Source organism: Rheinheimera sp. A13L (assembly GCF_000217935.1).
Taxonomy (GTDB): Bacteria; Pseudomonadota; Gammaproteobacteria; order Enterobacterales; family Alteromonadaceae; genus Pararheinheimera.
The window spans coordinates 99,685-124,015 of the sequence record NZ_AFHI01000005.1; the positions used below are offsets into that span (position 1 = coordinate 99,685).

Annotated in this window: 18 protein-coding genes; 8 read left to right on the top strand and 10 right to left on the bottom strand. The window is 47.2% G+C overall.

Annotation, left to right across the window (positions count from 1 at the left end):
• The first annotated feature begins 2 nt into the window (after positions 1-2).
• Entirely contained in the window at positions 3-452 is a 450-nt protein-coding gene (locus tag RHEIN_RS03805) for a DNA polymerase III subunit chi (RefSeq protein ID WP_008897652.1), read from the top strand.
• A gap of 41 nt (positions 453-493) precedes the next feature.
• Positions 494-3,373, top strand: coding sequence for a valine--tRNA ligase (locus tag RHEIN_RS03810; RefSeq protein ID WP_008897653.1), 2,880 nt, complete (start codon positions 494-496; stop codon positions 3,371-3,373).
• A 53-nt stretch (positions 3,374-3,426) separates the two neighbouring features.
• On the opposite strand, the gene RHEIN_RS03815 is transcribed toward RHEIN_RS03810, so the two are convergent.
• The 3 genes from RHEIN_RS03815 to RHEIN_RS03825 form a co-directional block, all read right to left on the bottom strand.
• Positions 3,427-4,677: a serine hydrolase domain-containing protein gene (locus tag RHEIN_RS03815; protein ID WP_008897654.1), complete on the bottom strand. Its 1,251-nt coding sequence runs from the start codon at positions 4,675-4,677 to the stop codon at positions 3,427-3,429.
• A 106-nt stretch (positions 4,678-4,783) separates the two neighbouring features.
• Entirely contained in the window at positions 4,784-6,331 is a 1,548-nt protein-coding gene (locus tag RHEIN_RS03820) for a M56 family metallopeptidase (protein ID WP_008897655.1), read from the bottom strand.
• Positions 6,332-6,333: 2 nt separating this feature from the next.
• Positions 6,334-6,732 (bottom strand): BlaI/MecI/CopY family transcriptional regulator, encoded by a 399-nt coding sequence (locus tag RHEIN_RS03825; protein ID WP_040554439.1) that lies wholly within the window; start codon positions 6,730-6,732, stop codon positions 6,334-6,336.
• A 251-nt stretch (positions 6,733-6,983) separates the two neighbouring features.
• On the opposite strand from RHEIN_RS03825, the gene RHEIN_RS03830 reads away from it, so the two are divergent.
• From RHEIN_RS03830 to RHEIN_RS03845, 4 genes are all read left to right on the top strand, one after another.
• Positions 6,984-7,388: a hypothetical protein gene (locus RHEIN_RS03830; protein ID WP_008897657.1), complete on the top strand. Its 405-nt coding sequence runs from the start codon at positions 6,984-6,986 to the stop codon at positions 7,386-7,388.
• 322 nt (positions 7,389-7,710) lie between these two features.
• Complete coding sequence (locus tag RHEIN_RS03835; RefSeq protein ID WP_008897658.1) at positions 7,711-9,141, top strand: Na+/H+ antiporter NhaC family protein; 1,431 nt, start codon at positions 7,711-7,713, stop codon at positions 9,139-9,141.
• Between the two features lie 429 nt (positions 9,142-9,570).
• On the top strand, positions 9,571-10,632 hold the full coding sequence (locus RHEIN_RS03840; protein ID WP_008897659.1) for an isopenicillin N synthase family dioxygenase: 1,062 nt from the start codon (positions 9,571-9,573) through the stop codon (positions 10,630-10,632).
• A gap of 57 nt (positions 10,633-10,689) precedes the next feature.
• Positions 10,690-11,853: a trans-sulfuration enzyme family protein gene (locus RHEIN_RS03845; RefSeq protein ID WP_008897660.1), complete on the top strand. Its 1,164-nt coding sequence runs from the start codon at positions 10,690-10,692 to the stop codon at positions 11,851-11,853.
• 3 nt (positions 11,854-11,856) lie between these two features.
• Here RHEIN_RS03845 and RHEIN_RS03850 read toward each other — a convergent pair whose 3' ends face one another.
• Positions 11,857-13,146: a dicarboxylate/amino acid:cation symporter gene (locus tag RHEIN_RS03850; protein WP_008897661.1), complete on the bottom strand. Its 1,290-nt coding sequence runs from the start codon at positions 13,144-13,146 to the stop codon at positions 11,857-11,859.
• Positions 13,147-13,360: 214 nt separating this feature from the next.
• On the opposite strand from RHEIN_RS03850, the gene RHEIN_RS03855 reads away from it, so the two are divergent.
• Together RHEIN_RS03855 and RHEIN_RS03860 are read left to right on the top strand one after the other, a co-directional pair.
• Positions 13,361-15,763 (top strand): TonB-dependent receptor plug domain-containing protein, encoded by a 2,403-nt coding sequence (locus RHEIN_RS03855; RefSeq protein ID WP_008897662.1) that lies wholly within the window; start codon positions 13,361-13,363, stop codon positions 15,761-15,763.
• Positions 15,764-16,151: 388 nt separating this feature from the next.
• Entirely contained in the window at positions 16,152-16,943 is a 792-nt protein-coding gene (locus tag RHEIN_RS03860; RefSeq protein ID WP_008897663.1) for an isocitrate lyase/PEP mutase family protein, read from the top strand.
• A gap of 16 nt (positions 16,944-16,959) precedes the next feature.
• Here RHEIN_RS03860 and RHEIN_RS21340 read toward each other — a convergent pair whose 3' ends face one another.
• From RHEIN_RS21340 to parE, 6 genes are all read right to left on the bottom strand, one after another.
• Positions 16,960-17,085 carry a hypothetical protein gene (locus tag RHEIN_RS21340; RefSeq protein ID WP_008897664.1) on the bottom strand — a complete coding sequence of 42 codons (126 nt, stop codon included), beginning with the start codon at positions 17,083-17,085 and terminating at the stop codon, positions 16,960-16,962.
• Positions 17,086-17,283: 198 nt separating this feature from the next.
• Positions 17,284-17,688: a ribonuclease E inhibitor RraB gene (gene rraB, locus RHEIN_RS03865; protein ID WP_008897665.1), complete on the bottom strand. Its 405-nt coding sequence runs from the start codon at positions 17,686-17,688 to the stop codon at positions 17,284-17,286.
• A gap of 4 nt (positions 17,689-17,692) precedes the next feature.
• A complete protein-coding gene (locus RHEIN_RS03870; RefSeq protein ID WP_008897666.1) occupies positions 17,693-18,433 on the bottom strand; it encodes a 1-acylglycerol-3-phosphate O-acyltransferase in 741 nt (246 codons plus the stop codon).
• A gap of 155 nt (positions 18,434-18,588) precedes the next feature.
• Positions 18,589-20,859: a DNA topoisomerase IV subunit A gene (gene parC / locus RHEIN_RS03875; protein WP_008897667.1), complete on the bottom strand. Its 2,271-nt coding sequence runs from the start codon at positions 20,857-20,859 to the stop codon at positions 18,589-18,591.
• A 12-nt stretch (positions 20,860-20,871) separates the two neighbouring features.
• Positions 20,872-22,323: a tetratricopeptide repeat protein gene (locus RHEIN_RS03880; protein ID WP_008897668.1), complete on the bottom strand. Its 1,452-nt coding sequence runs from the start codon at positions 22,321-22,323 to the stop codon at positions 20,872-20,874.
• A 29-nt stretch (positions 22,324-22,352) separates the two neighbouring features.
• Entirely contained in the window at positions 22,353-24,248 is a 1,896-nt protein-coding gene (gene parE / locus RHEIN_RS03885) for a DNA topoisomerase IV subunit B (protein ID WP_008897669.1), read from the bottom strand.
• Between the last annotated feature and the right edge of the window lie 83 nt (positions 24,249-24,331).

Below are 24,331 nucleotides of genomic sequence, written 5' to 3' on the forward strand. Positions count from 1 at the left end.
CAGTGCCTCAAGTCAGTTTTTATCTGCTGCCGGAAATGGCAGCAGAAGCTGAATCACAGCTGGCGTCAGAGCCAGCTTTTTTTCATGTTGCTGCAAAACTCTGCGCTGATTTTTATCAGGCCGGACAGCGGGTTTTTGTGTTCTGCCAAAATCAGGCGGACGCCGAACTGCTGGATGAGGTAATATGGCGCTTTGATCCAGAGCGATTTGTGCCACACAATCTGGCGGGCGAAGGCCCTGCACGAGGCGCTCCGGTGGAAATCAGCTGGCTGCCTCCAGGTAACGCGAGGCCGGTTTTAATTAACCTGTCGGCAACAGTGCCGCCTTTTAGTCAGCGTTTTCAACACATTATCGAATTTGTTCCAGCCGAAGAACAGTTAAAGGTTCAGGCGCGGGAACGATTTAAATTTTATCGCCAGTCGGGGTTAACCCCGCAAACAGTGCAGCTCTGATGGCCGGCCTGCGTTTTTAGTGAGAGTTTCAGGTAACGAAGATGGAAAAGACATTTAACCCGAGTCAAGTTGAACAAGCCATGTATCAGGCATGGGAAAGCAAAGGCTATTTCAAGCCAAGTGGTGATAACAGCAATGGTGCGTATTGCATCATGATCCCACCACCAAACGTGACCGGCAGCCTGCATATGGGCCATGCGTTCCAGCAAACTATTATGGATGCCTTAACCCGCTACAAACGTATGCTGGGCAAAAACACCTTATGGCAAGTAGGGACTGACCACGCTGGTATCGCCACGCAAATGGTGGTGGAGCGTAAACTGGCAGCCGAAGGCAAACCAGACCGTCATGCCATGGGCCGCGAAGCTTTTATTGAAAAAGTATGGGAATGGAAAGCCGAATCAGGTGGCACCATTACTGAACAAATGCGCCGTTTAGGCAACTCAGTCGACTGGGACAAAGAGCGTTTCACTATGGACGCTGGCCTGTCGAATGCCGTACAGGAAGTTTTTGTGCGTTTGTATCAGGACGACCTGATTTACCGTGGCAAACGCCTGGTGAACTGGGATCCGAAGCTTCACACTGCTATTTCTGATTTAGAAGTAGAAAACAAAGAACAAAAAGGCCATCTGTGGAACTTACGTTATCCACTGGCCGATGGCGTGACCACAGCTGATGGCAAAAACTACATAGTAGTAGCCACTACCCGTCCAGAAACCATGCTGGGTGATACTGGTATTGCAGTCAACCCGGACGATGAGCGCTACCAGTCTTTGATTGGTAAAGAAGTGCTGTTGCCACTGGTGAATCGCCGTATTCCCATTCTGGCCGACGAACATGCTGATAAAGACAAAGGCACGGGCTGTGTCAAAATCACCCCAGCTCATGACTTTAACGACTACGAAGTAGGTAAACGTCATCAGTTGCCCATGATCAACGTGATGACAGCCGATGCCACTATCCGCACTGAAGGCGAATGTTTCTTTACCAATGGTGAAGCAAACCCGGCGCACAATGCTGAAATCCCTGCTGAATTTCAGGGCCTTGAGCGTTACGCTGCCCGTAAAGCCATAGTGGCTGCTTTTGATGCCGCTGGCCTTCTGGACAAAGTAGAAGATCACAATAACACCCTGCCCTACGGCGACCGTTCTGGTGTAGTGATTGAGCCATTACTGACAGATCAATGGTATGTGCGTGTTGCCCCTATGGCAAAAACTGCCATTGAAGCTGTGGAAAACGGCGACATTCAGTTTGTGCCTAAGCAATACGAAAACATGTACTACAGCTGGATGCGTGACATTCAGGACTGGTGTATCAGCCGTCAGCTGTGGTGGGGTCACCGTATTCCTGCCTGGTACGACGAAACAGGTAAAGTCTACGTAGGCCGTGATGAAGCTGAAGTGCGAGCTAAGCACGAGTTAGCCGATGACGTGAAATTACGTCAGGACAACGATGTACTGGACACCTGGTTCAGCTCAGCGCTGTGGACCTTCTCTACTTTAGGTTGGCCGGACAACACTGAAGATTTAAAAACCTTCCACCCGACCGACGTGTTAGTCACTGGTTTTGACATCATTTTCTTCTGGGTTGCCCGGATGATTATGATGACGATGCATTTCATCAAAGATGAAAATGGCAAACCTCAGGTGCCCTTTAAGACTGTGTATGTGACTGGCCTTATTCGTGATGAAAACGGCGACAAGATGTCAAAATCCAAGGGCAACGTGATTGACCCGCTGGATATGATTGACGGTATCAGTCTGGAAGATTTACTGGTGAAACGCACCAGCAATATGATGCAGCCACAGCTGGCCGAAAAAATTGGCAACCAGACCAAAAAGCAATTCCCTGAAGGTATTGAAGCCAGCGGTACAGATGCGCTGCGTTTCACTTTAGCGGCTTTGGCTTCAACAGGCCGTGATATCAGCTGGGATATGAAACGTTTAGACGGTTACCGTAACTTCTGTAACAAGCTGTGGAACGCCAGCCGTTACGTCACCATGATGACCGAAGAAAAAGATTGCGGTCTCTCTGTTAACGGCAATGGTGGCGGTGAAATGGAGCTGTCATTAGCCGATCACTGGATCATCAGCCAGTATCAGCAAACTATCACTCAGTTCCGTGGTTATTTAGACAGCTACCGTTTTGATATGGCGGCCAATACGCTGTATGAGTTCACCTGGAACCAGTTCTGTGACTGGTATTTAGAGCTGACCAAACCTGTATTGTTTAAAGGCACCGAAGCTCAGCAACGTGGCACCCGTCATACCTTACTGACAGTGCTGGAATCGCTGCTGCGTTTAATGCACCCTATCATGCCATTTATCACTGAAGAAATTTGGCAGCGCGTAGCCCCTATGGTTCGCACTGACATCAGCGCCGGCGACAGCATTATGTTGCAGGCTTACCCTGAATTTAATCAGGCGCTGGTGAATGAAACTGCTACTGCTGATCTGGAATGGGTGAAGAGCTTTATCGTTGCTATCCGTAACGTACGGGGTGAAATGGATATAGCGCCAAGCAAACCATTGTCTGTATTAGTGCGTAACCTGACTGCAGACGATAGTCGCCGTTTACAAAGCAATATGGCCTTCCTGCAGAATATGGCGAAGTTAGAAGCCATTACTGTATTAGCCGATGGCGACACAGCACCAGCTTGTGCCGCTCAGCTTTTGGGCAAAATGGATATTCTGATCCCTATGGCTGGCCTTATCGACAAAGAAGCTGAACTGGCCCGTATTGCCAAGCAAATGGAAAAAGCTCAGCAGGAACATGACCGTGTTGCCGGTAAACTGGCAAATGAAGGTTTTGTGGCTAAAGCGCCTGAAGCGGTTTTAGCAAAAGAGCGTGAAAAACTGGCAGAAGCTTTGGAAGCTATTACGAAGTTAAAAGCCCAGCAGGAACAAATAGCTGCGATTTAACTATCAATTGCTTAGAAAGACAAAAGGCGACCTGCGGGTCGCCTTTTTAATGCTTAAAGCGTCGATGTTTTGTTTACCCATTCCGGTGCTATCTGCTGTAAAAAAGGTCTGGTGATCAAAGCAGCCTGTTTAGCAAAATCGCAGTAGTTCTCTTTGACTGTGTTGGTATTCATCGCCACCACCAGCTGCAACTCCGGATAAATAACTAACCAGCTTTGTGCACCGCTGGACACACCGCCATGGTGCACAAAACTGACGGTACGGCTCAGCGGATTCTCTTTGTCACAAAACAAATGTTTTTGCGAAAAGTTACGCCAACCCAAAGCATAAGACTGCTCGTTGACTTCGCCATTGCGCAATTTTTGTGGAGTCCAGAATTGCTGCTGTACTGCCGCAGGAATAAAGTCTGAGTTAAACCAGGCTGAGCCTAACACTGCTAAATCGACTGAACTGGCGGCGAGGCCACCGCCTGCCCATCTTTGGCTTAAATTCACCTCTCTGTGTTTTTTGGCATAACCATCACGGGTCATGTAAAAGCTGACCTGATGGGGTGATGGCTGCTCAGCAGCGGCCAGAGAGGACAAGCCAAGTGGCTGACTGACTTGCGCATCCAGATACTGTAAAAATGGTGTTTGTACCGCACTTTGCAATACAGCACTGGCCAGATTGACATCAAAAGAGCTGTAATGAAAATCTGTGCCTGCCGGAAACAGCAGTTTGCTTTCATCAAACAAGCTCAAAGCATCATGCACATCATGAAACTCGGCTTGCTTTAATAACGTTTGTACCGCACCAATCCAGTCGGTGTTTTCTTTATAGCCAGGAAAACCCGCTGTGTGTGACATCAGTTGCCGTAACGTTAAATCCTGCCACAGCGAATTGGGTAGGTCGGTTTTATAGCGGCTGATTGGAGTATCCAATTCTATAACGCCGGCGGCCATGGCTCTGGCTAATGCAGTGGCGGTCACCGCCTTTGATGTGCTGCCAATTCGAAACTGACTTTCAATACTGGCTGGCTTTTGACTTTCCAAATCGGCATAACCCACAGCTCCAGCCCATAACAACTGGCCACGCCATGCTACAGCAGCGGTCAAAGCCGGAAACTGACCTTGCTGCTGACTTTGCTTCAGTGCAGTTATGGCTTGTTCTGCAGAGACCTGAAACTCTGGTTGATACACTTTTGTTTGCTCTGGTACCCCCGCTGACAACTTTGCCGATAAATTTGTCCAGCCAGACAACAGCTCCCATGCCACTGCAGCCCCAGCCAGCAACACAACTGCCGCACCTATTAGTCTTTTTTTCATTGGTTTTGTCCTTTAGTTTTATCGTTTTCCATGGTTTTGGGCAAAGCTTCGCCAGCAGGCATACAAGGCCCGAAATTCTGAGTCTTTAATTAAAAGCAGTTTTGTTCTAGGGGGTTGCCCCCTGATCCAGCAGATAAGCTCTGACCTCGGCAGTAGAAGCCCTGCTGAGTGGCGAGCGCAGTTCACTGCCATCCATAACCGTAGCTTCCACTTTCAGATTAACCCTGGCGCCTTGCTGAACCAAGTACTGCACCATCGCCAAATCGCCAATATAACTGGCATTAATCAGTGGTGTTTCATCCGCCAGTACTATGGCATTCACATTAGCCCCGGCCTGAACCAGCCTTCGAGCTAACTCCAGATTGCCAAGCTGGGCAGCGATAATCAGCGGGTTGCCATCCCGCCTGCTGCTCAAATTCACATCAGCACCAGCAGCAAGTAACAATTCAACCATAGCTTTATCCTTGGCTCGTACAGCCAACATCAATGCCGTACCTTCGCCCGGCATAGCGGCATTTAACGGATAACCCAAAGCAAGTAGTTGACGCACTTCAGCTAAATCCCGCTGCCGCACTTTTTTCAGCAGTTGTTGCAACTGAGTAAATTCAGTCAGGCTAAGCTGGGCGTATTCAGCTGGTAACCTGGCCACCTGAGCACGCTGGGCCAGAACTAAGCTTGTGGCTACAGACAAAGACAATGCAATAAGCAAAGCACAACTTTGTGGTGTGATTTTGCCTGCAGAGCCTTGCAACACAAAACGGATCCTTTGTGCTAACAAAGGTTGTTGCTGCCATGGCATGGCCAGTATTGCTGGCTGACCTCTGCGGTTCATTTTACTGCAATCCGCTTTGCTGCAATCCAGTAAGGTTTGGGCATACCTATGGGGCTGCGTTAATTGCGCCGTTACAGCAGCATCACAACTTAATTCTCGGTATTGATTAAGTTGCCGGCAGATTAAGCCCCAGAGCGGGCTCCACCAGCACAGCACTGCACATAATTGTTGCAGATAAAAAGCCGCCAGATCGCCTCGACACCAATGCATACGCTCATGAGCAATCACATGCTGCAACTGCTCTTCAGACAAACTCTTTAACCATAATGCAGGAAGGATAATTCGAGGCTGACGCAGTCCCACCAGCATAGCGCTATCAATGGCAGAGTGCTGATACAGTGATGGCTTGTGGTGAGCTGGATCTGGCAAGCTCAGGGGCTGAGCCTGTGACCACAACTTGCGGCTCGCGCTGTAACTTTGGCTGAATCTTCTTATCTGCCAACAACTGCCCAAAGGAATAATCAATAACCACCAGGCTGGAGGGACAAACAAATAAAACAGCTGTGGCGCCAGAGCCCAGCGCTGAGTTAAAGCCGGTTCGATCTCTGCAGCGGCTGTGACTTCAGGTAACTGAAGCTGTTGCTGTAAAACAGAGATCTCAGCGTTAAACCATTGCTGCGGAGCAATTTGCTCAGCGCCTTCACTTAATAAAACAGCAGGTACTACAAACAACAGCACCGCCAATGCAGTCCACAAGCGCAACATCCAGTGCGGCGCAGGCCGCCATGAGCTTTGGCTAAGCCAATACAACCATGGCACTGTTACTAATGCCAACAGCAGATGTAAAACCAGATAAAACAACAACCAGCTAAATTCCAGCATGATCAGTCTCCCTGTGCAGCCTTGGCTGAGTGAGCATTAATTTGCGCCTGCAACTCATCAGCAAGCTCTGGCGTTAATTCTTGCTGCTCTATCAGATGTTGTGCCAGCAAAGCCGGAGAGCCGCCAAAGAAACGCTGCAGCAGTGTACTTAAAGCCTGACTGCGGGCTTCCTGTTGCACTGTAGTCGCCCGGTAAATAAAAGCTTTGCCCTGTTTTTCACAATCGACATGGCCTTTATCAAACAGAATGCGACATAAGGTTTGTACCGTGGTGTAAGCAACAGCAGCATCTTTGTTTAGCTCTGCTGCGATGTCTTTGACTGAACTCGGGCCATGTTGCCATAACACCTGCATGATTTTTTGCTCTGCGCTTGTAAGCTCGACGGATTTTGTTCTGGCCATGTCTGCTACCCAATAAAAAACAACCTACTAAAGAATTAGTTTTAATCTAGCCGAGCAGCTTTCATAATGCAACTAATTCTTTAGTTTTTGTGATTCTATTTACGAATGGCGCCTGCTTCATCTTCAGTCCATCGCAAAACTATGTAAAGTTTAGGTAAAAAACTTGGACTAAAGCTCAATCTGCTATACCATCCGCGCCGCCTGCAGCAAGCAGTTGCAGGTTCCCTGATTAATTCTCAAATGGAAGAGACATGATGAAATTTAAGTTAAGCGCTTTATTCGTTGCTTTAGTAGTGACCGCAGCTCCAGCTCAGGCTGATTGGTTAAATGCCGTTAAAGATAGTGTAGGCAGCACGCTGAACGAAACTAAAGAAAGCGCTAAAACTGCAGCTTTAAATACTTCAGTACGTACAGCTTTAGGTTTAACTGAAGGTAAATCAACTCAGGCTGCCATTGCTGAAAAACTGGGTGAACCAGCCAGCAAAACAGAAAAAGATGGCAAAACCTTGTGGTTATACGACGTGACTGTATTGTCTGCCAGCTACCCTACTTTAACTGAATTAGTAAAAACTCAGGAAGCAGCACAAAAGTCTGTGCAATTAAGCTTTAACGCTGATGTGTTAAATAAGTTAGAACTGATCACTCCGGCTAAATAATTTTCTGAGCACTGCCACCAAAGCTGACAGTGCTTTTTAATTTGAATTCAAAGCCTTACATCAAATCCATATCTGTTTTTCATCGTTATACAAATATTGTACAAAACATTTTTTTTGTTATTATTGCGCGCCTGAATTTAACCCGTGTAAATTCATTCTGTTGTTTACCCTGATCTGATGAAATTGCGCCATAAGCAATCACTTTCAGTCCCGGGCTCTGGCAGCTCAACCCCAAACACTCCGTACGTAAGCAAATAAGCTATGCTACTGCGGTTGGCTTTTATTTTTCTGGCAATGCCAGGCTTTGTGAAGGAACCCTTTAATGGATTCACCAAGTGCCATTAGTTTGATCCCACCAGTTGTTGTGATGGCTGTTGCCATCTGGCTGAAACGACCCATTCTGTCGTTAGTTGTGGGTGCTGTTGCAGGTTTGCTGATGCTGTTCCCGACTCAACCTCTTGAGTTACTGAATACCTTCGCTGAGATATCGCAAAACGTCATGCAGGATGAAACCATTGGCTGGCTGATTCTGGTGTGTGGTGGTTTTGGTTCACTGATTGGATTATTGATCCACACGGGCGGTGCTGTGGCTTTTGGTCGTTCGGCCTCTAAGCTGGCGACCGGACCTAAATCGTCCATGTTTATGACTTTTGTTTTAGGCTGCATTATTTTTATCGACGATTACCTCAATGCGTTAAGCGTGGGTGAAGCGATGAAAAGAGTCACTGACAAATACAAAATTTCCCGCCAGATGCTGGCTTATATAGTCGACTCTACGGCTGCGCCTATTTGTGTCATTATTCCTATCTCTACCTGGGCTATCTTTTTTGGCAGCTTACTGGAAGATAACAAAGTGGCTGAAGCAGGCAATGGTATTGAAGTCTATATGCAAGCCATTCCTTATATGCTGTACCCATGGTTAGCCGTCACTCTGGTGTTGCTGGTGACCTTAAAAATAATGCCTGCCATAGGCCCAATGAAAAAAGCAGAACTGGCAGCGCAAAATGGTACCCCTCTGGATGCTTTGCCAGAGGTGAGTGTCGAAGCTTCAGCCAGTCACCATCATGTGCAGGGTCAGAATGTACCAGCTGGTGATCAGTATGCTGTGCATGCGATGGAACAGGAATTTGAAGAAAGCAACAAGCAAGGCAAATTACGCAACTTTATAGTGCCTATGCTGATGCTGATTGGTTTTACCATCTACTTTGATATAGACGTACTTAAAGGTTTGTTGGTTACTTTAGTGCTGACTATTGTGTTTTACAGCTATCAGCGCCTGATGTCTTTAGGCGATATGATGGAAGTGATGATGAATGGTTTTAAAACCATGCTGCCAGCCATTTGTACTGTGGTCGCCGCTTTTATCTTTAAAGATGTCTGTGACAAGTTATTACTGCCTCAGTATGTGATTGAAAACCTGACACCTTATATGACGGCACAAATGCTGCCAGCTATTGTGTTTTTAGCTATGGCGATTCTGTCTTTTGCTACAGGCTCGTCATGGGGCATTTTTGCGGTCTCTATTCCTATTGTGATGCCTTTGGCTTATGCAGTAGAAGCAGATATTCCATTGGTCATTGGTGCGCTGTTATCCGCAGCATCCTTTGGCAGTCAGGCCTGTTTCTACAGTGACTCCACTGTATTAGCAGCTCAGGGTTCAGGCTGTAATCTGGTGTCGCATGCCGTCACTCAGCTGCCTTATGCATTAATAGCAGCCACTCTGGCGTTTGTCGGTTTTATCCTGATTGCTTAACAGGTAATTCAGTATGAACAAAGGCACCTGATGGTGCCTTTGTTGTATCTAGCTACAGGCCAAATTTATCTTGGTTATAACTTTTAGCGATATAGAAACGCTCAGGCTTTTAATCCATAAAAACGTACAGCTTTATACGTTCTATCCACTTTTTACGAAATATTGTTATAAATAAGCCAGTTAGCAAAGGACTTGCTTGAAAAGCATAAGTGACCATTCCTTTATTCCATAAAATTTTAGATAGTAAGACTTTTATGCTTAAAGACCGCTAACTATCCAGACATCCGGTTATTTCTAATTCATCTATACAAGACCAATCCATTAGTTATTTAAGGTTTTGCAGAGGCCTAGAATGCGCTCACTTTCTGCCAGCCCTGCAGCCTTGTTTCCGGGCCTGGTCAGTATAAATTTAAGCTCATCGGGGTACTTATGCTTCAGTCAACACAAGAGTTTTTATCCGGCAATACTACACAAGAGGCCAGCAGGGCTTTACCTGTGCTGGATTTAAGCATGATGGATGGCACAGCTATTGAGCAACAGTGTTTTATTCAGCAACTGCGTGTAGCTGCCCGTGATGTGGGCTTCTTTTACCTGACAGGTCATGGTCAGACTGAACAGAAACAACAGCAGGTTTTAGCTCTGGCAAAACAGTTTTTTTCGCTGCCACTGGCCGATAAACAACAAGTGCAGATGATCCACTCGCCGCATTTTCGTGGTTACACGGGTTTAGGTGGTGAATTAACCCGGGGTCAGCCGGATATACGCGAGCAGTTTGATATCATGCGTGAAGAAGCCGTGCCCGCCAAAACGGATATCAGCCCGGCCTGGCAAGGTTTAATTGGCCCAAACCAATGGCCAACAGCTTTACCACAAATGCAAACTGAATTGCTGAACTGGCAGCAGTCGTTATCAGATATCACAGTGAAACTGATGCGCGCTTTAATGCTGGCGTTACAGCAACCTTCTGATGCCTTAGATGACAGCATCAAAGCCGGCCCTTATCAGCATATGAAGCTTATTCGTTATCCTGGTGTGGATGCCAAAGCATCCAACAGCAAACAAGGTGTGGGCGCTCATAAAGATCCGGGTTATCTGACCTTGGTCGTGCAGGATGATCAATCCGGTTTAGAAGTAGAAACCGAACAAGGCTGGGTCAGTGTTGCCCCTTTGCCTGGCGCTTTTGTGGTCAATATTGGCGAGCTGCTGGAACTGGCGTCCAACGGTTATTTAAAAGCCACCTTACACCGTGTGGTCAGCCCAAATTCAGGCATTGAACGTTATTCCTGTGCCTTTTTTATGGCAGCGCAACTGGATGCCACAGTGCCTTTATTGCAATTACCGTCTCATTTAGCTGACGAAGCTAAGGGTCCGGCCAGCGATCCAAATAACCCATTGTTTTATCAGGTGGGTCAAAATGTGCTAAAAGGACGCTTACGTTCACACCGTGATGTGGCAGCGGCCCATTATGCGGAACTGGCGAAAGTTGTCTAAGCTCAGCCAAAGCACTATTTGTGTATAAACAAAAAATAAAAACAACCAAGGTTCACTATGAAATTTCGTACTTTAAGTATTCATGCAGGACAGCAACCCGACCCAAGCACCGGCGCTTTAGCCACGCCGGTGTATTTCACCAGCACCTTTAGTTACGGCACAGCCGAAGAAGGTCAGGCCCGTTTTTCGGGTCAGAATCCGGGTTATGTTTACAGTCGTTTTGCCAACCCAACCACTGCAGCCTTAGAGCAAAAATTAGCAGCTTTGGAGGGGGCAGACGAAGCATTAGTAGTCGCCAGCGGTATGGCCGCTGTCAGCGCTATTATGTATGCGCTGACCAATGCAGGTGATGAAGTGGCTTTTATCGACCCTGTCTACGGCGGTACTGATGCCTTTTTACGTAATACCTTAACCCGCGCTGGCGTCACCTTAAGCCGCTACAGCAGCGATCAGGACTTTGCAGAACGGGTGAAAGCCAACACCAAAGTGGTGTTATTTGAGCCCATCACCAACCCTACTTTAAAAGTGATAGACACCCGCATTGTGGTGGAAGCAGCGCGTAAAGTGGGTGCATTGGTGATTTGTGACAATACCTTTTTAACGCCTTATTTATTCCGCCCTCTGGAAATTGGTGCTGATATTGTGATGCACAGCGGCACTAAGTACCTGTCTGGTCATGGCGATATTATTGCTGGCATAGTGGCAGGACGCAGCGAACTGATGCAGAAAATCCGCACTGTGGCGCTAAAACATATAGGTTCGCCTATAGGCCCACAGGAAGCCTATTTGCTGCAACGTGGCGTAAAAACTCTGACCTTACGGATGGATGCTCATATCGACAACGCCCGTAAAGTCGCTGATTTTTTAGCAGCTCAGCCTCAAGTGGCTAAAGTCTATTACCCGGGCCACGCCAACCATCCAGGGCATAGGGCTATAGCCGACACCGCCACGGGTTTTGGTGGCATGGTGGCTATTGATATCGAAGGTGGTTTTGCCAAAGCTGCAGTGTTTTTAAATAACCTGCAATTATTCGCTCAGGCCGTGAGCCTGGGTGATGTGGAAAGTCTGGCTTGTCATCCAGCCAGCACCACTCATGCCGCTATGACAGCAGAAGACAGACAAAGAGCTGGCGTCACCGATAATCTGGTTCGCCTGAGTATAGGTGTTGAAGATGCCGATGATTTAATTGCCGACTTGGCACAGGCTCTCGCCAAACTATAAAAGTTAGCTGCGAATTTCGCAGCTAACCGCGGTTTCTGACAGCGCTTTTGTAAAAGCGCGGTCGTCTTTTAAGTCTTCTGTTGTCAGAGGATCTGTCAGCAAACCTTCCTGCTCTGCGATCACTAAAGCCACCATAGTGTCGCCTGTGACATTAGTCGTAGTGCGTGCCATATCGATAATACGGTCTATGGCAGCGATAAAAGCAATGCCTTCCAGCGGTAACCCTACTACGGATAAAGTGACGGTCAGCATCACCAGCGCAGTGCCTGGTACACCAGCAGTGCCTAAAGAAGCCAAAGTAGCAGTGCCAACGATCAACAGATAATCAATAAACTGCAGTTCAATGCCATATAAGCTGGCGATAAAAATAGCGGCTATGGCCGGATAAATACCACCACAACCATCCATATTAATGGTTGAGCCTAAAGGCAATACAAAACCGGCATAGTCTTTTGATACCTTCAGATCTTCAGTCACAGCTTTGTAACTGGCAGGCAAAGAGGCATAACTGGAGCAGGTGCTAAAGGCAACCAGCTGCACAGGGAAGATCGCTTTGAAGTAATCAGTCACTTTCATTGAACTGAAAAAGTGCACCAGGCCACCATAGGTCAGACCTATATGCAGCAGGCAAGCCAGATAAATAGCCAGAATAAATTTGCCCAAAGGCAGCAGCATCTCTAAGCCATAAGTACCAACCACCCAGGCTATCAAACCAAAAACCCCCACTGGGGTAAACAACAATACCAGGCGGGTAACTTCAAACATCATATCGGCACCGGAACGCACCACAGCAAGCATGGCAGCGCCTTTTTCACCAATATTACGCAGCGCCAGCCCCAACAAAATAGCAAACAACATCACAGGTAAAACCTGGCCTTGCGCCATAGCAGCAATAGGGTTCGCTGGTATTAAATCCACCAGCACCTGACTGACAGGAGGTATGACTTTTTCAGTCACTTGTGCAGCCACTAAATTCTGGCCGGCTTCAAATTGAAAAGCAGTGCCAACGCCAAGGCCTATAAGACTTGCAATCAAGGCTGTTAATAAAAACAAACCCACTGTTTTACTGGCTATACGACCTAAGCCTTTACCTTGCCCAAGTGAGGTGATACTTAAAATCAGACTAAAAAACACCAGCGGGATCACCAGCATTCTAATGGCATTGATATAGGCAGTACCCAAGGGTTTTAATACCAGAGCATCGGCGCCTAAGACTAAACCTGCTACCACCCCCAGTACCATAGCAAGTAACACCTGTTGCCAGAGGGCTAAGTTTAAACTGATGTTTTTCATAAATAATTCCGCGCTGTAAAGGCCGCCAGTATAGGGGCTGTCTGCATTCCGACCTATTCAGTTCAGTTCTAAGCCAGAACCAAAAGGAACAAGGCTTTTATCTAATAAAGTGAAATGTTTATATCCATTTGAAATATAAAATCACAATTTATTAAAATATTTACATAAAAGATTGGGTATGATCCCAAAACAGCAGATCAAAAAAGGATTTAACATGACAATAAAAACTCCACTGGCCTCCGCTATCGCTTTGGCACTGATCAGCGGCACTTATAGCGGCAGTACTCTGGCGCAGCAGGCACAGGCCGAGGTCGAAAAAATTTCTGTTATTGGCAGCCGTTTATCAGTGCGTTCGGCCACTGAAACCAGCTCACCAGTCGATATTATTGATGAAGCTCAACTGGCAGGTACAGGAGCGCTGGAAACCGCAAAGGCGCTGCAAATGCTGGTTCCAAGCTTTAACTTCCCAACATCTTCTATTACTGATGGTTCAGATGCAGTAAAACCAGCCAGTTTACGTGGTTTGTCACCTGACCATACGCTGGTCTTAGTCAATGGTAAAAGACGGCACGGCACAGCTTTGGTTCACTTAAACGGCACTATGGGCCGTGGCAGTTCAAACGTGGATCTGAATACTATCCCTGTCTCAGCTATTAAACGTATTGAAGTATTACGTGACGGCGCCGCAGCTCAGTATGGTTCAGATGCTATTGCGGGTGTCATTAACATAGTACTGAAAGATCAGGCGGGTTCAGGTGAAGTCGCAGCCAGCGCTGGCCAGACCTATGAAGGAGATGGTGAATACTACAAAGCATCGCTGAATTCAGGCTTTCGTTTTGCCGACACAGGTTTTGTCAATTTCAGTGTTGAACAGCAACACAAAAACGGCACCAACAGAGCGGGCTTAGATCCCCGTGAACAATACAACCCGATCAACGGCGCACCAGACCCACGTGAAGCCAGCTTTAACCGCTTAAGCCACAAAGTGGGTGATGCCGCATTTAAGCAACAGTCTGTCTTTATTAACGCAGGTTACGAACACGGCACTACAGAATGGTATGCTTTTGGTGGTGCCAGCCACAGAGAATCAGCTTCAGGCGCTTTTTATCGTATTGCCAAAGATGCCCGTAATATCCCGGAAATTTACCCTGACGGTTATCTGCCGGAAATAGCCCCGGAATCAGGCGATTACTCTCTCACTGCTGGGGTTAAATTTGATCTTGCCGACTGGCGACTGGATTTGTCTGCAGGTACAGGTCAAAGCAGTTTCCAATATTATGTCAATAACTCGCTGAACGCATCTTTTGGCCCAAACAGCCCAAGCAGCGCTTATGCCGGCGAGCTGGTGAATGCCGAGCAAAACTTTAATATAGATGCCAGCAAAAGATACAGCTTTATCAACGACTCAGAATTGGTGGTATCCACAGGCCTCAGCCGCCGTCATAACAGCTACCAGATTAATGCGGGTGAAGAGTTGTCATGGCGCAATTATGGTTATCAGAATAAAGCCGGTGGTATTCAGGGTTTTGGTGGTTTTACGCCAGCATCAGAAGTGGATGAATCGCGCCACAATACCGCCCTTTATCTGGAGCTGGAAAACGCTCTGACTGATGATTTCACCTGGGGAGCAGCACTGCGGCAGGAAGACTATTCCGACTTTGGCAGCGATACCAGCTGGAAACTGTCTGGCCGTTATCAGTTAACCGAGCAATGGGCAGTGCGCGCCACAGCAAACGATGCGTTCCGTGCTCCTAGTGTGCAGCAACTGTATTTCTCCAACCTGTCGACACTTTTTGTCGCCGATCCACAAACTGGTGTACTGACTCCAACTGAGTCCGGTACTTTTAACAATATTTCAGCTGTGACCCGCGCTATAGGTCAGGGTGATTTGCAGGCTGAATCGGCCTTAAGTTTCAGTGCTGGCATTACCTTTCAGGGCGACGATGGCTTTAGCTTTACGCTGGATGCTTACCGTATTGAACTGGACGACCGAGTGATACTGACGGGCAGTGTTGGCCGGGCCGACAGTGCTGCCTTAGCGGAGATTCTGGGCGATTCAGGAGCAAACTCTGTGCGCTTCTTTACCAATGCAGTAGACACCACCACTCAGGGTCTGGAAGCTGTAGCCGCCTATCAGTGGGACGCAGGTTTATGGGGCGAATGGAAAACCTCTTTCAGCGCTCAGTACAACGATACCAGCATAGATGCGATTCGGGTTCCTGCCTTGCTGGATGGCCTGGAAACCAAACTTTTTGATCGGGTTGAACAGGTTCGCTTAACCAAAGCCAACCCAAACAAAGGGGCAGTCTGGAGCCTGACACAGGATTATAAACAGCTGCAAACCAATCTGAGGCTAAACTACTTTGGTCCTTACACTATTGGCTATGCCACCGGAGATAAAACCTACAGCGGCAAAACCACTGTAGATTTAACCTTCCACTATGAGCTGACGGATCAATTACGTTTTGGTTTTGGTGCCAACAACCTGTTTGATACCTATCCGGATAAACAACCGACGATCAACAGCTTCAACGGTATCTTTATTTACCCGAACACCAATGCTCCTTTTGGCTTTAACGGCGGCTCTTATTATGCCGATTTGAGTTATCGTTTCTAAGCAGCTTAACTCTACTCAAGGCAGCTTCGGCTGCCTTTTTTATGTCCATGGAAGGACGGTATGTCGAAAATGCAGGGTGATAACGGTCTTTCGAAATGCCAACAATTTGGCATTTCGCCGTTATCACGCCTTCGCCTCTGGCGCAGGCCGGAAGCATATATTCGACGATGTCCGTGGAAGGACGGTATGTCGCAACTGTCGGGGTGATAACGGTCTTTCGAAATGCCAACAGTTTGGCATTTCGCCGTTATCACGCCTTCGCCTCTGGCGCAGGCCGGAAGCCTGTTGCGACTATATCCGCAGGATGTGCTGTTCAGTGCCGGAACTGGCCAGACAAAAGTGCAAAGGCGCTTTAGTATGAGTTTCGTCATTAAACAGGATAAACCCGATGCCCTCCTACTTTCACCAGCTTCACCAACAAACGCCCCCTTTACTCCTTGCCACCATCTGGGATCCGGCCAGTGCCGTTTTAGCGCAACAGCAAGGAGCAAAAGCCCTTGGCACATCCAGTGCGGCTTTGGCCTGGTCTTTGGGGTATAAAGATAGTGAACACTTACCTGTTGTCGAGCTTCTGGCTGCAATAAAGCGGATCCAAAGGGTAAATAAGTTACCCTTGTCTGTTGATATTGAGCAGGGGTACAGCAAGGATCCTGAAGAGGTTGCCAGACTGGTTGTACAGCTGGTGGCCTTAGGTGTTGCAGGTATCAATTTGGAAGATGGCAGTGAAAGCCCGGAGTTACTTTGCGCCAAAATTCGCAGCTGTCGTGAAGCACTGGCTGGTAAGGAGTTATTTATTAATGCCAGAACTGATATTTATCTGGCTGGGTTGGCGGAGGGGCAAACTGCTGTTGAGCTCTGTATGGAACGTGCAGCTTTGTATCAAGCCGCAGGAGCTGATGGGCTCTTTATTCCATGTCTGACAGAACCCTTGGCTATACAGCAGTTATGTCAGGCCATTCAAATACCAATCAATTTGATGTGGTTGGCGAATCTGCCTGATAAAACACAATTAGCAGCATTGGGCGTCAAACGATTGAGTTACGGTCCAGCTTGGTTTTTACATTGCTACCAGAGTTTACAACATCAAATGGCACAACATCTAGGTTCAAGTGTTTCGATATCAGAACAACTGACTGGCCTAAGGCTGGAGCGATGCTATGAAAGTGAAGCCGCAGTTTAACAACTGAATAACTGAATTAAGGCTGGTTTTGATTGTTCTGAGCTTGTGAAGGATCCGGCTCGCCCAGTTCAATCTTGTTAACGAGCAATTCAAGTTTATCCAGCCACAAGTCTAACCAATGTACCAGGTGTTTAGCCGCCATCTCTGTTCTCCTTAAAGACATCTGTATGTCTTTAAGCATTAAAGCAGAGCCAATTAATAACTTAAAATACTTTAAAGTAGCAAGGTTAGACGAAAAAGAAATATAAGACTGTATTAGAAAAAGGCCAGAGTTGTAGCTCTGGCCTTTTTGTTTGATCCCAACAGAGTAGAGATCTGAATAGGTAAAAACAGGTTTTACTTAGTGACGTGGAGCTTCTTCGCCGTCCTCTTCGTCTTCATCGTCGAAGTCTTCGTCGTCGCCCTCTTCGCCACCTTCAAAATAGGTGCCCCAGCCGTCGTATTCCACACCAAACTTCTGCGCTAAGGCTTCCAGTTTGATGGCGTCTGCTGTAATGCTGGCGCCGTCCAGAGATTGTTCACGAATAGCGTCGAATACCCAGGCAGTGCCGCCTTCTTCAAATTCAACTTCTTCAGCATCTGTGACTTCGTAGCCTAATTTAAAGACTTCAACAGCCAGTTTTTCTAAGCGGGCAAAATCTTCATGGTAAAAATGGTGTTCGATGGTGTATTCCGCATCCGGATCGCTGCCATCTTCCATCAGTGCAGCTATGGTGTCTTCAGTAAATTCTTGCCAGTTTTCCATGATATTACCCCGTGACAGTCAATGAGTCGGCAGTGTAGTCGGTTGCCACTTCGCTATCAAGCAGCTTAATCTTATCTGCCATCTGTTGCCGTATTGTTTCAGCCAGCTCACGGGCCGGAATTCCTGCTTCAGGATATACAGGCGGCATGATTTCAATAATCACTCTGCCATTGTTCCATTTGTTTAAACGCACCTTGCTGGTGTTACTCATACAGATAGGCACCAGCGGTACTTTGGCCTGATGTGCAATATGAAAAGCGCCGGTTTTAAAAGGCAATAAACCACGGCCATAACTACGGGTACCTTCAGGAAATACCCAAACAGACACCTTGTCCTGCACTATACGATCTACAGCACCTTGCATAGTGCCCACAGCTTTCGACTTGTTCGCTCTGTCGATCAGGATATTGCCACTAAGCCAATACAACTGACCAAAAAACGGGATCCACTTCAGGCTTTTTTTACCTATGGTCACAGTACCTGGCAATAAAGCTTTGCTGATGGTAAATAAATCGTAGTTGTTCTGATGATTAGCCAAAAACACACAAGGCATAGCAGCTGTCACTTCAGGAGCCTGACGCACTTCCACTTTTAAACCAAAAATCCAGGCGGCCCAGCCATACCAACTGGCAAACAAAGCAGCGTTGGGAACATAAAAAGGACGAACCAGACAGATCAGCAAACCCACTAAGGCACTGCATACAATAAAAATGGCGACCAGCACCAAACGTAGAATAGCTAACACAAAAAAAAGCCCCTGTATTTTACAAGGGCCTGAGTATAACGGTTTGGCACAATAAGTCTGGTTTGATCTGTTTCACGTTCGGGATCGAATTGTAATTCCAGACGGGCGGGGATAAACCTCGCCTCTACAATTTATCCATATAACAGCGCAAGACGCTATTCCGTTGTATCGCCAGCCACTTCACCTGTTAACAGCTCATCGATACGCTGTAAGCCACGCGGCAGCTTGTTACCACGACGACCCCGTTCGCCTATGTAATGCGCTAAATCATCCACCTTGATGGTCATTTTGCGTTTACCCGCCACTAAAGTCACAGCTGTGGCAGCAGGCACTACAGTTAAGAGTTTCAGATACTCTTCACGACTGGCGGCACGGGCTGATGGAATAGACAAAATCTTATTGCCTTTGCCTTTGCTCAGTTGTGGTAAATCGGCAACAGGGAATACCAGCATGCGGCCTTCGGTACTGATAGCCACCACTAAATCTGTTTCCGGATTTTTAATAGGAATTGGAGCCAATACCTTAGCGCCAGTTGGTAAGGTTAATACAGCTTTACCGGCTTTATTACGGCTGACTAAATCGGCGAAGGTGCCAACAAAACCATAACCTGCATCACTTGCCAGCAATAACTTCTGGCTGTCTTCCGCCATCAGTACATGTTCAAAATTTTCCCCTGCCACTAAGGTAAAGCGGCCTGTTAATGGCTCGCCCTGACCACGGGCTGAAGGTAAATCATGGGCTTCAGCGGCAAAGCTGCGACCGGATGAGTCGATAAAGGCGGCATATCTGTTACTTCGTCCAGAAGCCGCTGCTTTAAAGCCATCTCCGGCTTTGTATTGCAAACTGTTGCCATCAATATCATGGCCTTTGGCGCAGCGCACCCAACCTTTTTCCGACAGTACGACGGTAACAGGCTCACTTGGCAGTAATTCTTTTTCGCTTAAGGCTTTGGCTTCTTCGCGCATCACTATTGGGCTTCTGCGGTTGTCGCCATATTTTTCAGCATCAGCAAGAAGTTCTTCACGAATAAGTTTGGTCAGCTTTTTCTCTGAACCTAAAATGCCTTCTAAGTAGTCACGCTCTTTTTCCAGCTCGGCTTGTTCGCCGCGGATTTTCATCTCTTCAAGCTTAGCTAAGTGACGTAACTTTAATTCCAGTATGGCTTCTGCCTGACGTTCAGTAATACCAAAATGCGCCATTAACACCGGCTTGGGCTGATCGTTTTCGCGGATAATTTTAATCACTTCGTCGATATTTAAAAACGCAATCAACAAAGCTTCTAATACATGTAAACGATCCAGCACTTTATCCAAGCGGAACTGCAGACGACGACGCACTGTGTCGCGGCGGAACACCAGCCATTCAGATAAAATTTCCAGTAAATTTTTCACCCTTGGCCGCTGATCCAGGCCCAGAATGTTTAAATTCACGCGATAGCTTTTTTCCAGATCCGTTGTGGCAAATAAATGCGCCATCAGTTGCTCAACGTCTATGCGGTTTGAGCGAGGCACTATCACAATACGGGTTGGGTTTTCATGATCAGACTCATCACGTAAATCACTGACCATAGGCAGCTTTTTCGCATTCATCTGAGCTGCGATCTGTTCCAGCACTTTTGAGCCTGAAGTTTGATGCGGCAAAGCTGTGATGATAATGTCGCCATCTTCCAGCTGATACAAACCACGCATTTTAATACTGCCACGGCCTGTTTCATAAATGGCCTGCAGCTCGTGCGCCGGGCTGATGATTTCAGCGTCCGTTGGATAATCCGGCCCCTGAATATACTGCATCAGATCCGGGATAGTGGCTTTTGGGTTATCCAGCAAAAAGGCGGTGGCATTGGCCACTTCACGCGCATTATGCGGCGGAATATCTGTTGCCATACCAACGGCTATACCTGTCACGCCGTTCAGCAGAATATGGGGTAAACGCGCAGGTAAAGTGCGGGGTTCGTCCAGAGTGCCATCAAAGTTTGGCACCCAATCCACTGTGCCCTGCCCCAGTTCGTTGAGTAAAACTTCGCTAAAACGGGATAACTTAGCTTCGGTATAACGCATGGCGGCAAATGACTTTGGATCGTCAGGCGCCCCCCAGTTACCCTGACCATCGACCAGCGGGTAACGATAAGAAAAAGGTTGAGCCATCAGCACCATAGCTTCGTAACAGGCGCTGTCACCATGAGGGTGGAATTTACCTAAAACATCACCCACAGTACGGGCTGATTTTTTGTATTTCGCCAGATGTGATAAACCCAGTTCTGACATCGCATAAATAATACGGCGCTGTACTGGTTTTAAACCGTCACCAATAAATGGCAAAGCCCGATCCATAATGACGTACATCGAATAATTCAGGTAGGCTTCTTCAGTAAAACGGCGCAGCGGCAGCTGCTCCGTCCCTTCATTGGATATCATAATATCTGTCATTTTTAGCTTCCGTTAACCAGCCTGATTCTGTTGTTTTTCAAGCGATTTTGCTTGTGACTGCGCTTGTGATTGAGCTTGTAACTGGGCCTGGCGGCGAGCCAGCTGCCACAGTAATAACACCAGCAAGACTAAACTGGTGCAACCAAACAGCCCTATCCATAACCACTGAATTTGTCTTTTACGTTCAGCTTCCTGCAAACGCAGCGCTTGTAATTCATTGTCTTTGGCCAGCAGTTCATTTTGTGCTTGCTGGCGCTCTGTATCAAAACCTAAGCGCAGTTTTTCTACTGACAGCTCATGCTCTTTATTACGTAACTTGTGATAACCCTTAAAAAACTGATCCAGGTGTTCATAAGCTTTTTGATAACGCCCTGAATCAGCTTCCAGCCTGGCTTTTAGATTCAAAATCCACAGCACACTGGACTGGTTAGCATTGTTTTCTTCTTTACTTAAGCTTTGTTCTGCCTGAGCCAGTTGCTGGCTGGCCAAAGAAATCTGACCTAACTCACGATAAATAAGCGCTTTTTCATAATGATGCATCGAGTTTTGATAAGTTGACTGCAAATTGGGTAAATACTGCTCGGCTTTTTCGATGTAGGCCAAAGCAACATCCAGCTTGCCATTGTCTTTACTGGTCGATGCCAAACCCAGATAAGCAAAATATAAATTGGCATGATCCTGCTGCGCTATCGCCAGTTGCAGTAACTGATCATAACGTAACATGGCTTTGTCATATTGTTCTGTGTAGCTGTAACTTCTGGCTAAATTAAACAACACGTCCATTTTGTCTTTTTGCCAGCCTAAAGCTTCATAGCCACTAAGGGCATTTTCCATAAACTGAATGGCTTCCTTATCAAAACCCAGGCCAACATAAAGCAGGCCAAGCTCAGCATTTACATAAGCCAGACTTTCAGGATCGTTCAGCAGTACAGCTCTGTCATAACAGCTCTTCAGCAGCGCCAGTGCTTCCTGAGTTTTATCCTGAATACTGTAAATGGCCGCGATATTAATATCGGCTTCAATATGCAATTTATCGGCTTTTAATTGGGCAGCGAGCGCTGAAGCCTGCAAATAATAATGCAGGGCCTGCTGATACTGACTTTGCATTTCAAGGGAAAAACCTAAGTTATTCCAGAACTCTATAGTGGTTAAATCACGACGCTCACCGAGCAAAGCCAGGCCACGTTCAGCCACTTCATACTGCTGTTGGTGTTTACCTAAACTCTCATAGACATCAGAGAGCTGCAATAAAAATTGCACCTGCAACTCGTTGTCCCACTCACCGTAAGCTGCCTGATGTTGTTGTAATACCACCAACATTTGTTCAGGTTGCTGAGCTTTTTGTTGTTTCACCTGTTCCAGCCAATCCGGCAGCACAGCGTCGTTGGCCTGCAGCCCAAAGGCCAGACACAAGCAGAGGCCCAACAGTGTTCCCCATGATCTGAGGTATTGTTTTTGTTTCATCTGTAGTCCTTCAGGCGAACAGCAAAAAGCTACACAGCTACTATAGCGCGGTCGCCTTTCATCTCCAGCCAATCTTTTCTGTCCGTTGCCCGTTTCTTCGCCAGCAACATATCCATCATTTCCATGGTTTGTACCAAATCATCAATGGTCAGTTGCACCAGACGTCTGGTGTTTGGATCTATGGTGGTTTCACGCAGTTGCAACGGGTTCATTTCACCCAAACCTTTAAAACGTTGCACGTTGATTTTGCTACGTTTTTTCTCAGCTTCCAGCCGGTCGAGAATACCTTTTTTCTCGTCTTCATCCAGCGCATAAAATACTTCTTTGCCGCAGTCAATACGGTACAAAGGAGGCATCGCCACATAAATATGGCCCGCTTCAACCAAAGGACGGAAATGGCGCATAAACAAAGCACACAACAAAGTGGCAATGTGTAAACCATCAGAGTCAGCGTCGGCCAGAATACAAATTTTGCCATAGCGCAGCTGACTTAAATCGGCTGAGTTTGGATCCATACCTATAGCCACAGAAATATCATGCACTTCCTGTGAACCTAAAATTTGCTCAGATTCGACTTCCCAGGTATTCAGAATTTTACCGCGCAGCGGCATCACCGCCTGAAACTCACGATCGCGCGCCTGTTTAGCTGAGCCACCTGCTGAATCCCCTTCGACAAAAAACAGCTCAGTGCGGTTTAAATCCTGGGATGAACAGTCAGATAACTTGCCAGGTAAAGCAGGGCCAGCTGTGACTTTTTTGCGAATAATTTTCTTCGCAGCACGCAGACGTTTTTGGGCGTTATTGATACAAAACTCAGCGAGCTGTTCAGCAATATCTGTGTGTTCATTCAGCCACAAACTAAATGCGTCTTTCACCACACCACTAATAAAAGCCACAGCCTGACGGGATGACAGTTTTTCTTTGGTCTGACCGGCAAACTGAGGTTCCTGCATTTTTAACGACAAGATATAGCTACAGCGATCCCAGACGTCCTCTGGTGTCAGCTTAATGCCCCTTGGCAATAAATTACGGAATTCACAAAAATCGCGCAGTGCTTCTAACAAGCCCTGACGTAAACCATTGACGTGCGTCCCCCCCTGAGCCGTTGGGATCAGGTTGACATAACTTTCAGTCACCAGCTCGCCACCTTCAGGTAACCAAAGTACAGCCCACTCCACTGCTTCGTGGCTGGCACTTAAACTGCCCACAAAAGGCTGGTCCGGCAAAGCCACCATATCTTTGACCGCATCCATCAAATAATCGCGGATACCGGCCTGATAACACCACTGATAACTTTGATTATTAACCTTGTCGTCAAACTTGATAGTAAGGCCCGGGCACAATACGGCTTTGGCTTTGAGTACATGCAGCATGCGGCTGACGGAAAACTTTGGTGAATCAAAATAATCAGGTGCTGGCCAAAAACGCACGCGAGTGCCTGTATTACGTTTACCCACAGTGCCGGTAATCGCCAATTCACTGACTTTATTGCCATGTTCAAAGGCTATTTCATAGACATTGCCATCACGACGTACAGCCACATCCACCCGGCTAGACAGAGCATTGACCACAGAAATACCAACACCGTGCAAACCACCGGAGAACTGGTAGTTTTTATTGGAGAATTTACCGCCTGCATGCAAACGACAAAGGATCAGTTCAACACCGGACACCCCTTCTTCAGGGTGAATATCCACCGGCATACCCCGGCCGTTGTCTGTCACTTCCAGCGACTGGTCTTCGTGCAAAATCACATGCACTAAATCGGCATGCCCAGCCAAAGCTTCATCGACGCTGTTATCTATGACTTCCTGGCCTAAATGGTTAGGGCGGGTGGTATCTGTATACATACCTGGACGGCGCTGAACTGGCTCAAGGCCGGTCAGCACCTCAATGGAATCGGCGTTGTATTGCTGGTCTGTCATAGGGCAAACATCACTTCTTTAATCACTCGTTTTAGTGTATCTCTGGACCCAGAAGCTGCAGTTTGGCAGTTGTTCTGAGTACT

Coding starts and splice junctions, on each gene's coding strand:
- RHEIN_RS03860 (WP_008897663.1), top strand. CDS start 16,152: ATGCCCTCCTACTTTCACCAGCTTCACCAACAAACGCCCCCTTTACTC.
- RHEIN_RS03850 (WP_008897661.1), bottom strand. CDS start 13,146: ATGAAAAACATCAGTTTAAACTTAGCCCTCTGGCAACAGGTGTTACTT.
- RHEIN_RS03820 (WP_008897655.1), bottom strand. CDS start 6,331: ATGCTGGAATTTAGCTGGTTGTTGTTTTATCTGGTTTTACATCTGCTG.
- RHEIN_RS03880 (WP_008897668.1), bottom strand. CDS start 22,323: ATGAAACAAAAACAATACCTCAGATCATGGGGAACACTGTTGGGCCTC.
- RHEIN_RS03825 (WP_040554439.1), bottom strand. CDS start 6,732: ATGGCCAGAACAAAATCCGTCGAGCTTACAAGCGCAGAGCAAAAAATC.
- RHEIN_RS03840 (WP_008897659.1), top strand. CDS start 9,571: ATGCTTCAGTCAACACAAGAGTTTTTATCCGGCAATACTACACAAGAG.
- RHEIN_RS03845 (WP_008897660.1), top strand. CDS start 10,690: ATGAAATTTCGTACTTTAAGTATTCATGCAGGACAGCAACCCGACCCA.
- parE (WP_008897669.1), bottom strand. CDS start 24,248: ATGACAGACCAGCAATACAACGCCGATTCCATTGAGGTGCTGACCGGC.
- RHEIN_RS03855 (WP_008897662.1), top strand. CDS start 13,361: ATGACAATAAAAACTCCACTGGCCTCCGCTATCGCTTTGGCACTGATC.
- RHEIN_RS21340 (WP_008897664.1), bottom strand. CDS start 17,085: ATGGCGGCTAAACACCTGGTACATTGGTTAGACTTGTGGCTGGATAAA.
- RHEIN_RS03810 (WP_008897653.1), top strand. CDS start 494: ATGGAAAAGACATTTAACCCGAGTCAAGTTGAACAAGCCATGTATCAG.
- rraB (WP_008897665.1), bottom strand. CDS start 17,688: ATGGAAAACTGGCAAGAATTTACTGAAGACACCATAGCTGCACTGATG.
- RHEIN_RS03835 (WP_008897658.1), top strand. CDS start 7,711: ATGGATTCACCAAGTGCCATTAGTTTGATCCCACCAGTTGTTGTGATG.
- RHEIN_RS03830 (WP_008897657.1), top strand. CDS start 6,984: ATGATGAAATTTAAGTTAAGCGCTTTATTCGTTGCTTTAGTAGTGACC.
- RHEIN_RS03815 (WP_008897654.1), bottom strand. CDS start 4,677: ATGAAAAAAAGACTAATAGGTGCGGCAGTTGTGTTGCTGGCTGGGGCT.
- parC (WP_008897667.1), bottom strand. CDS start 20,859: ATGACAGATATTATGATATCCAATGAAGGGACGGAGCAGCTGCCGCTG.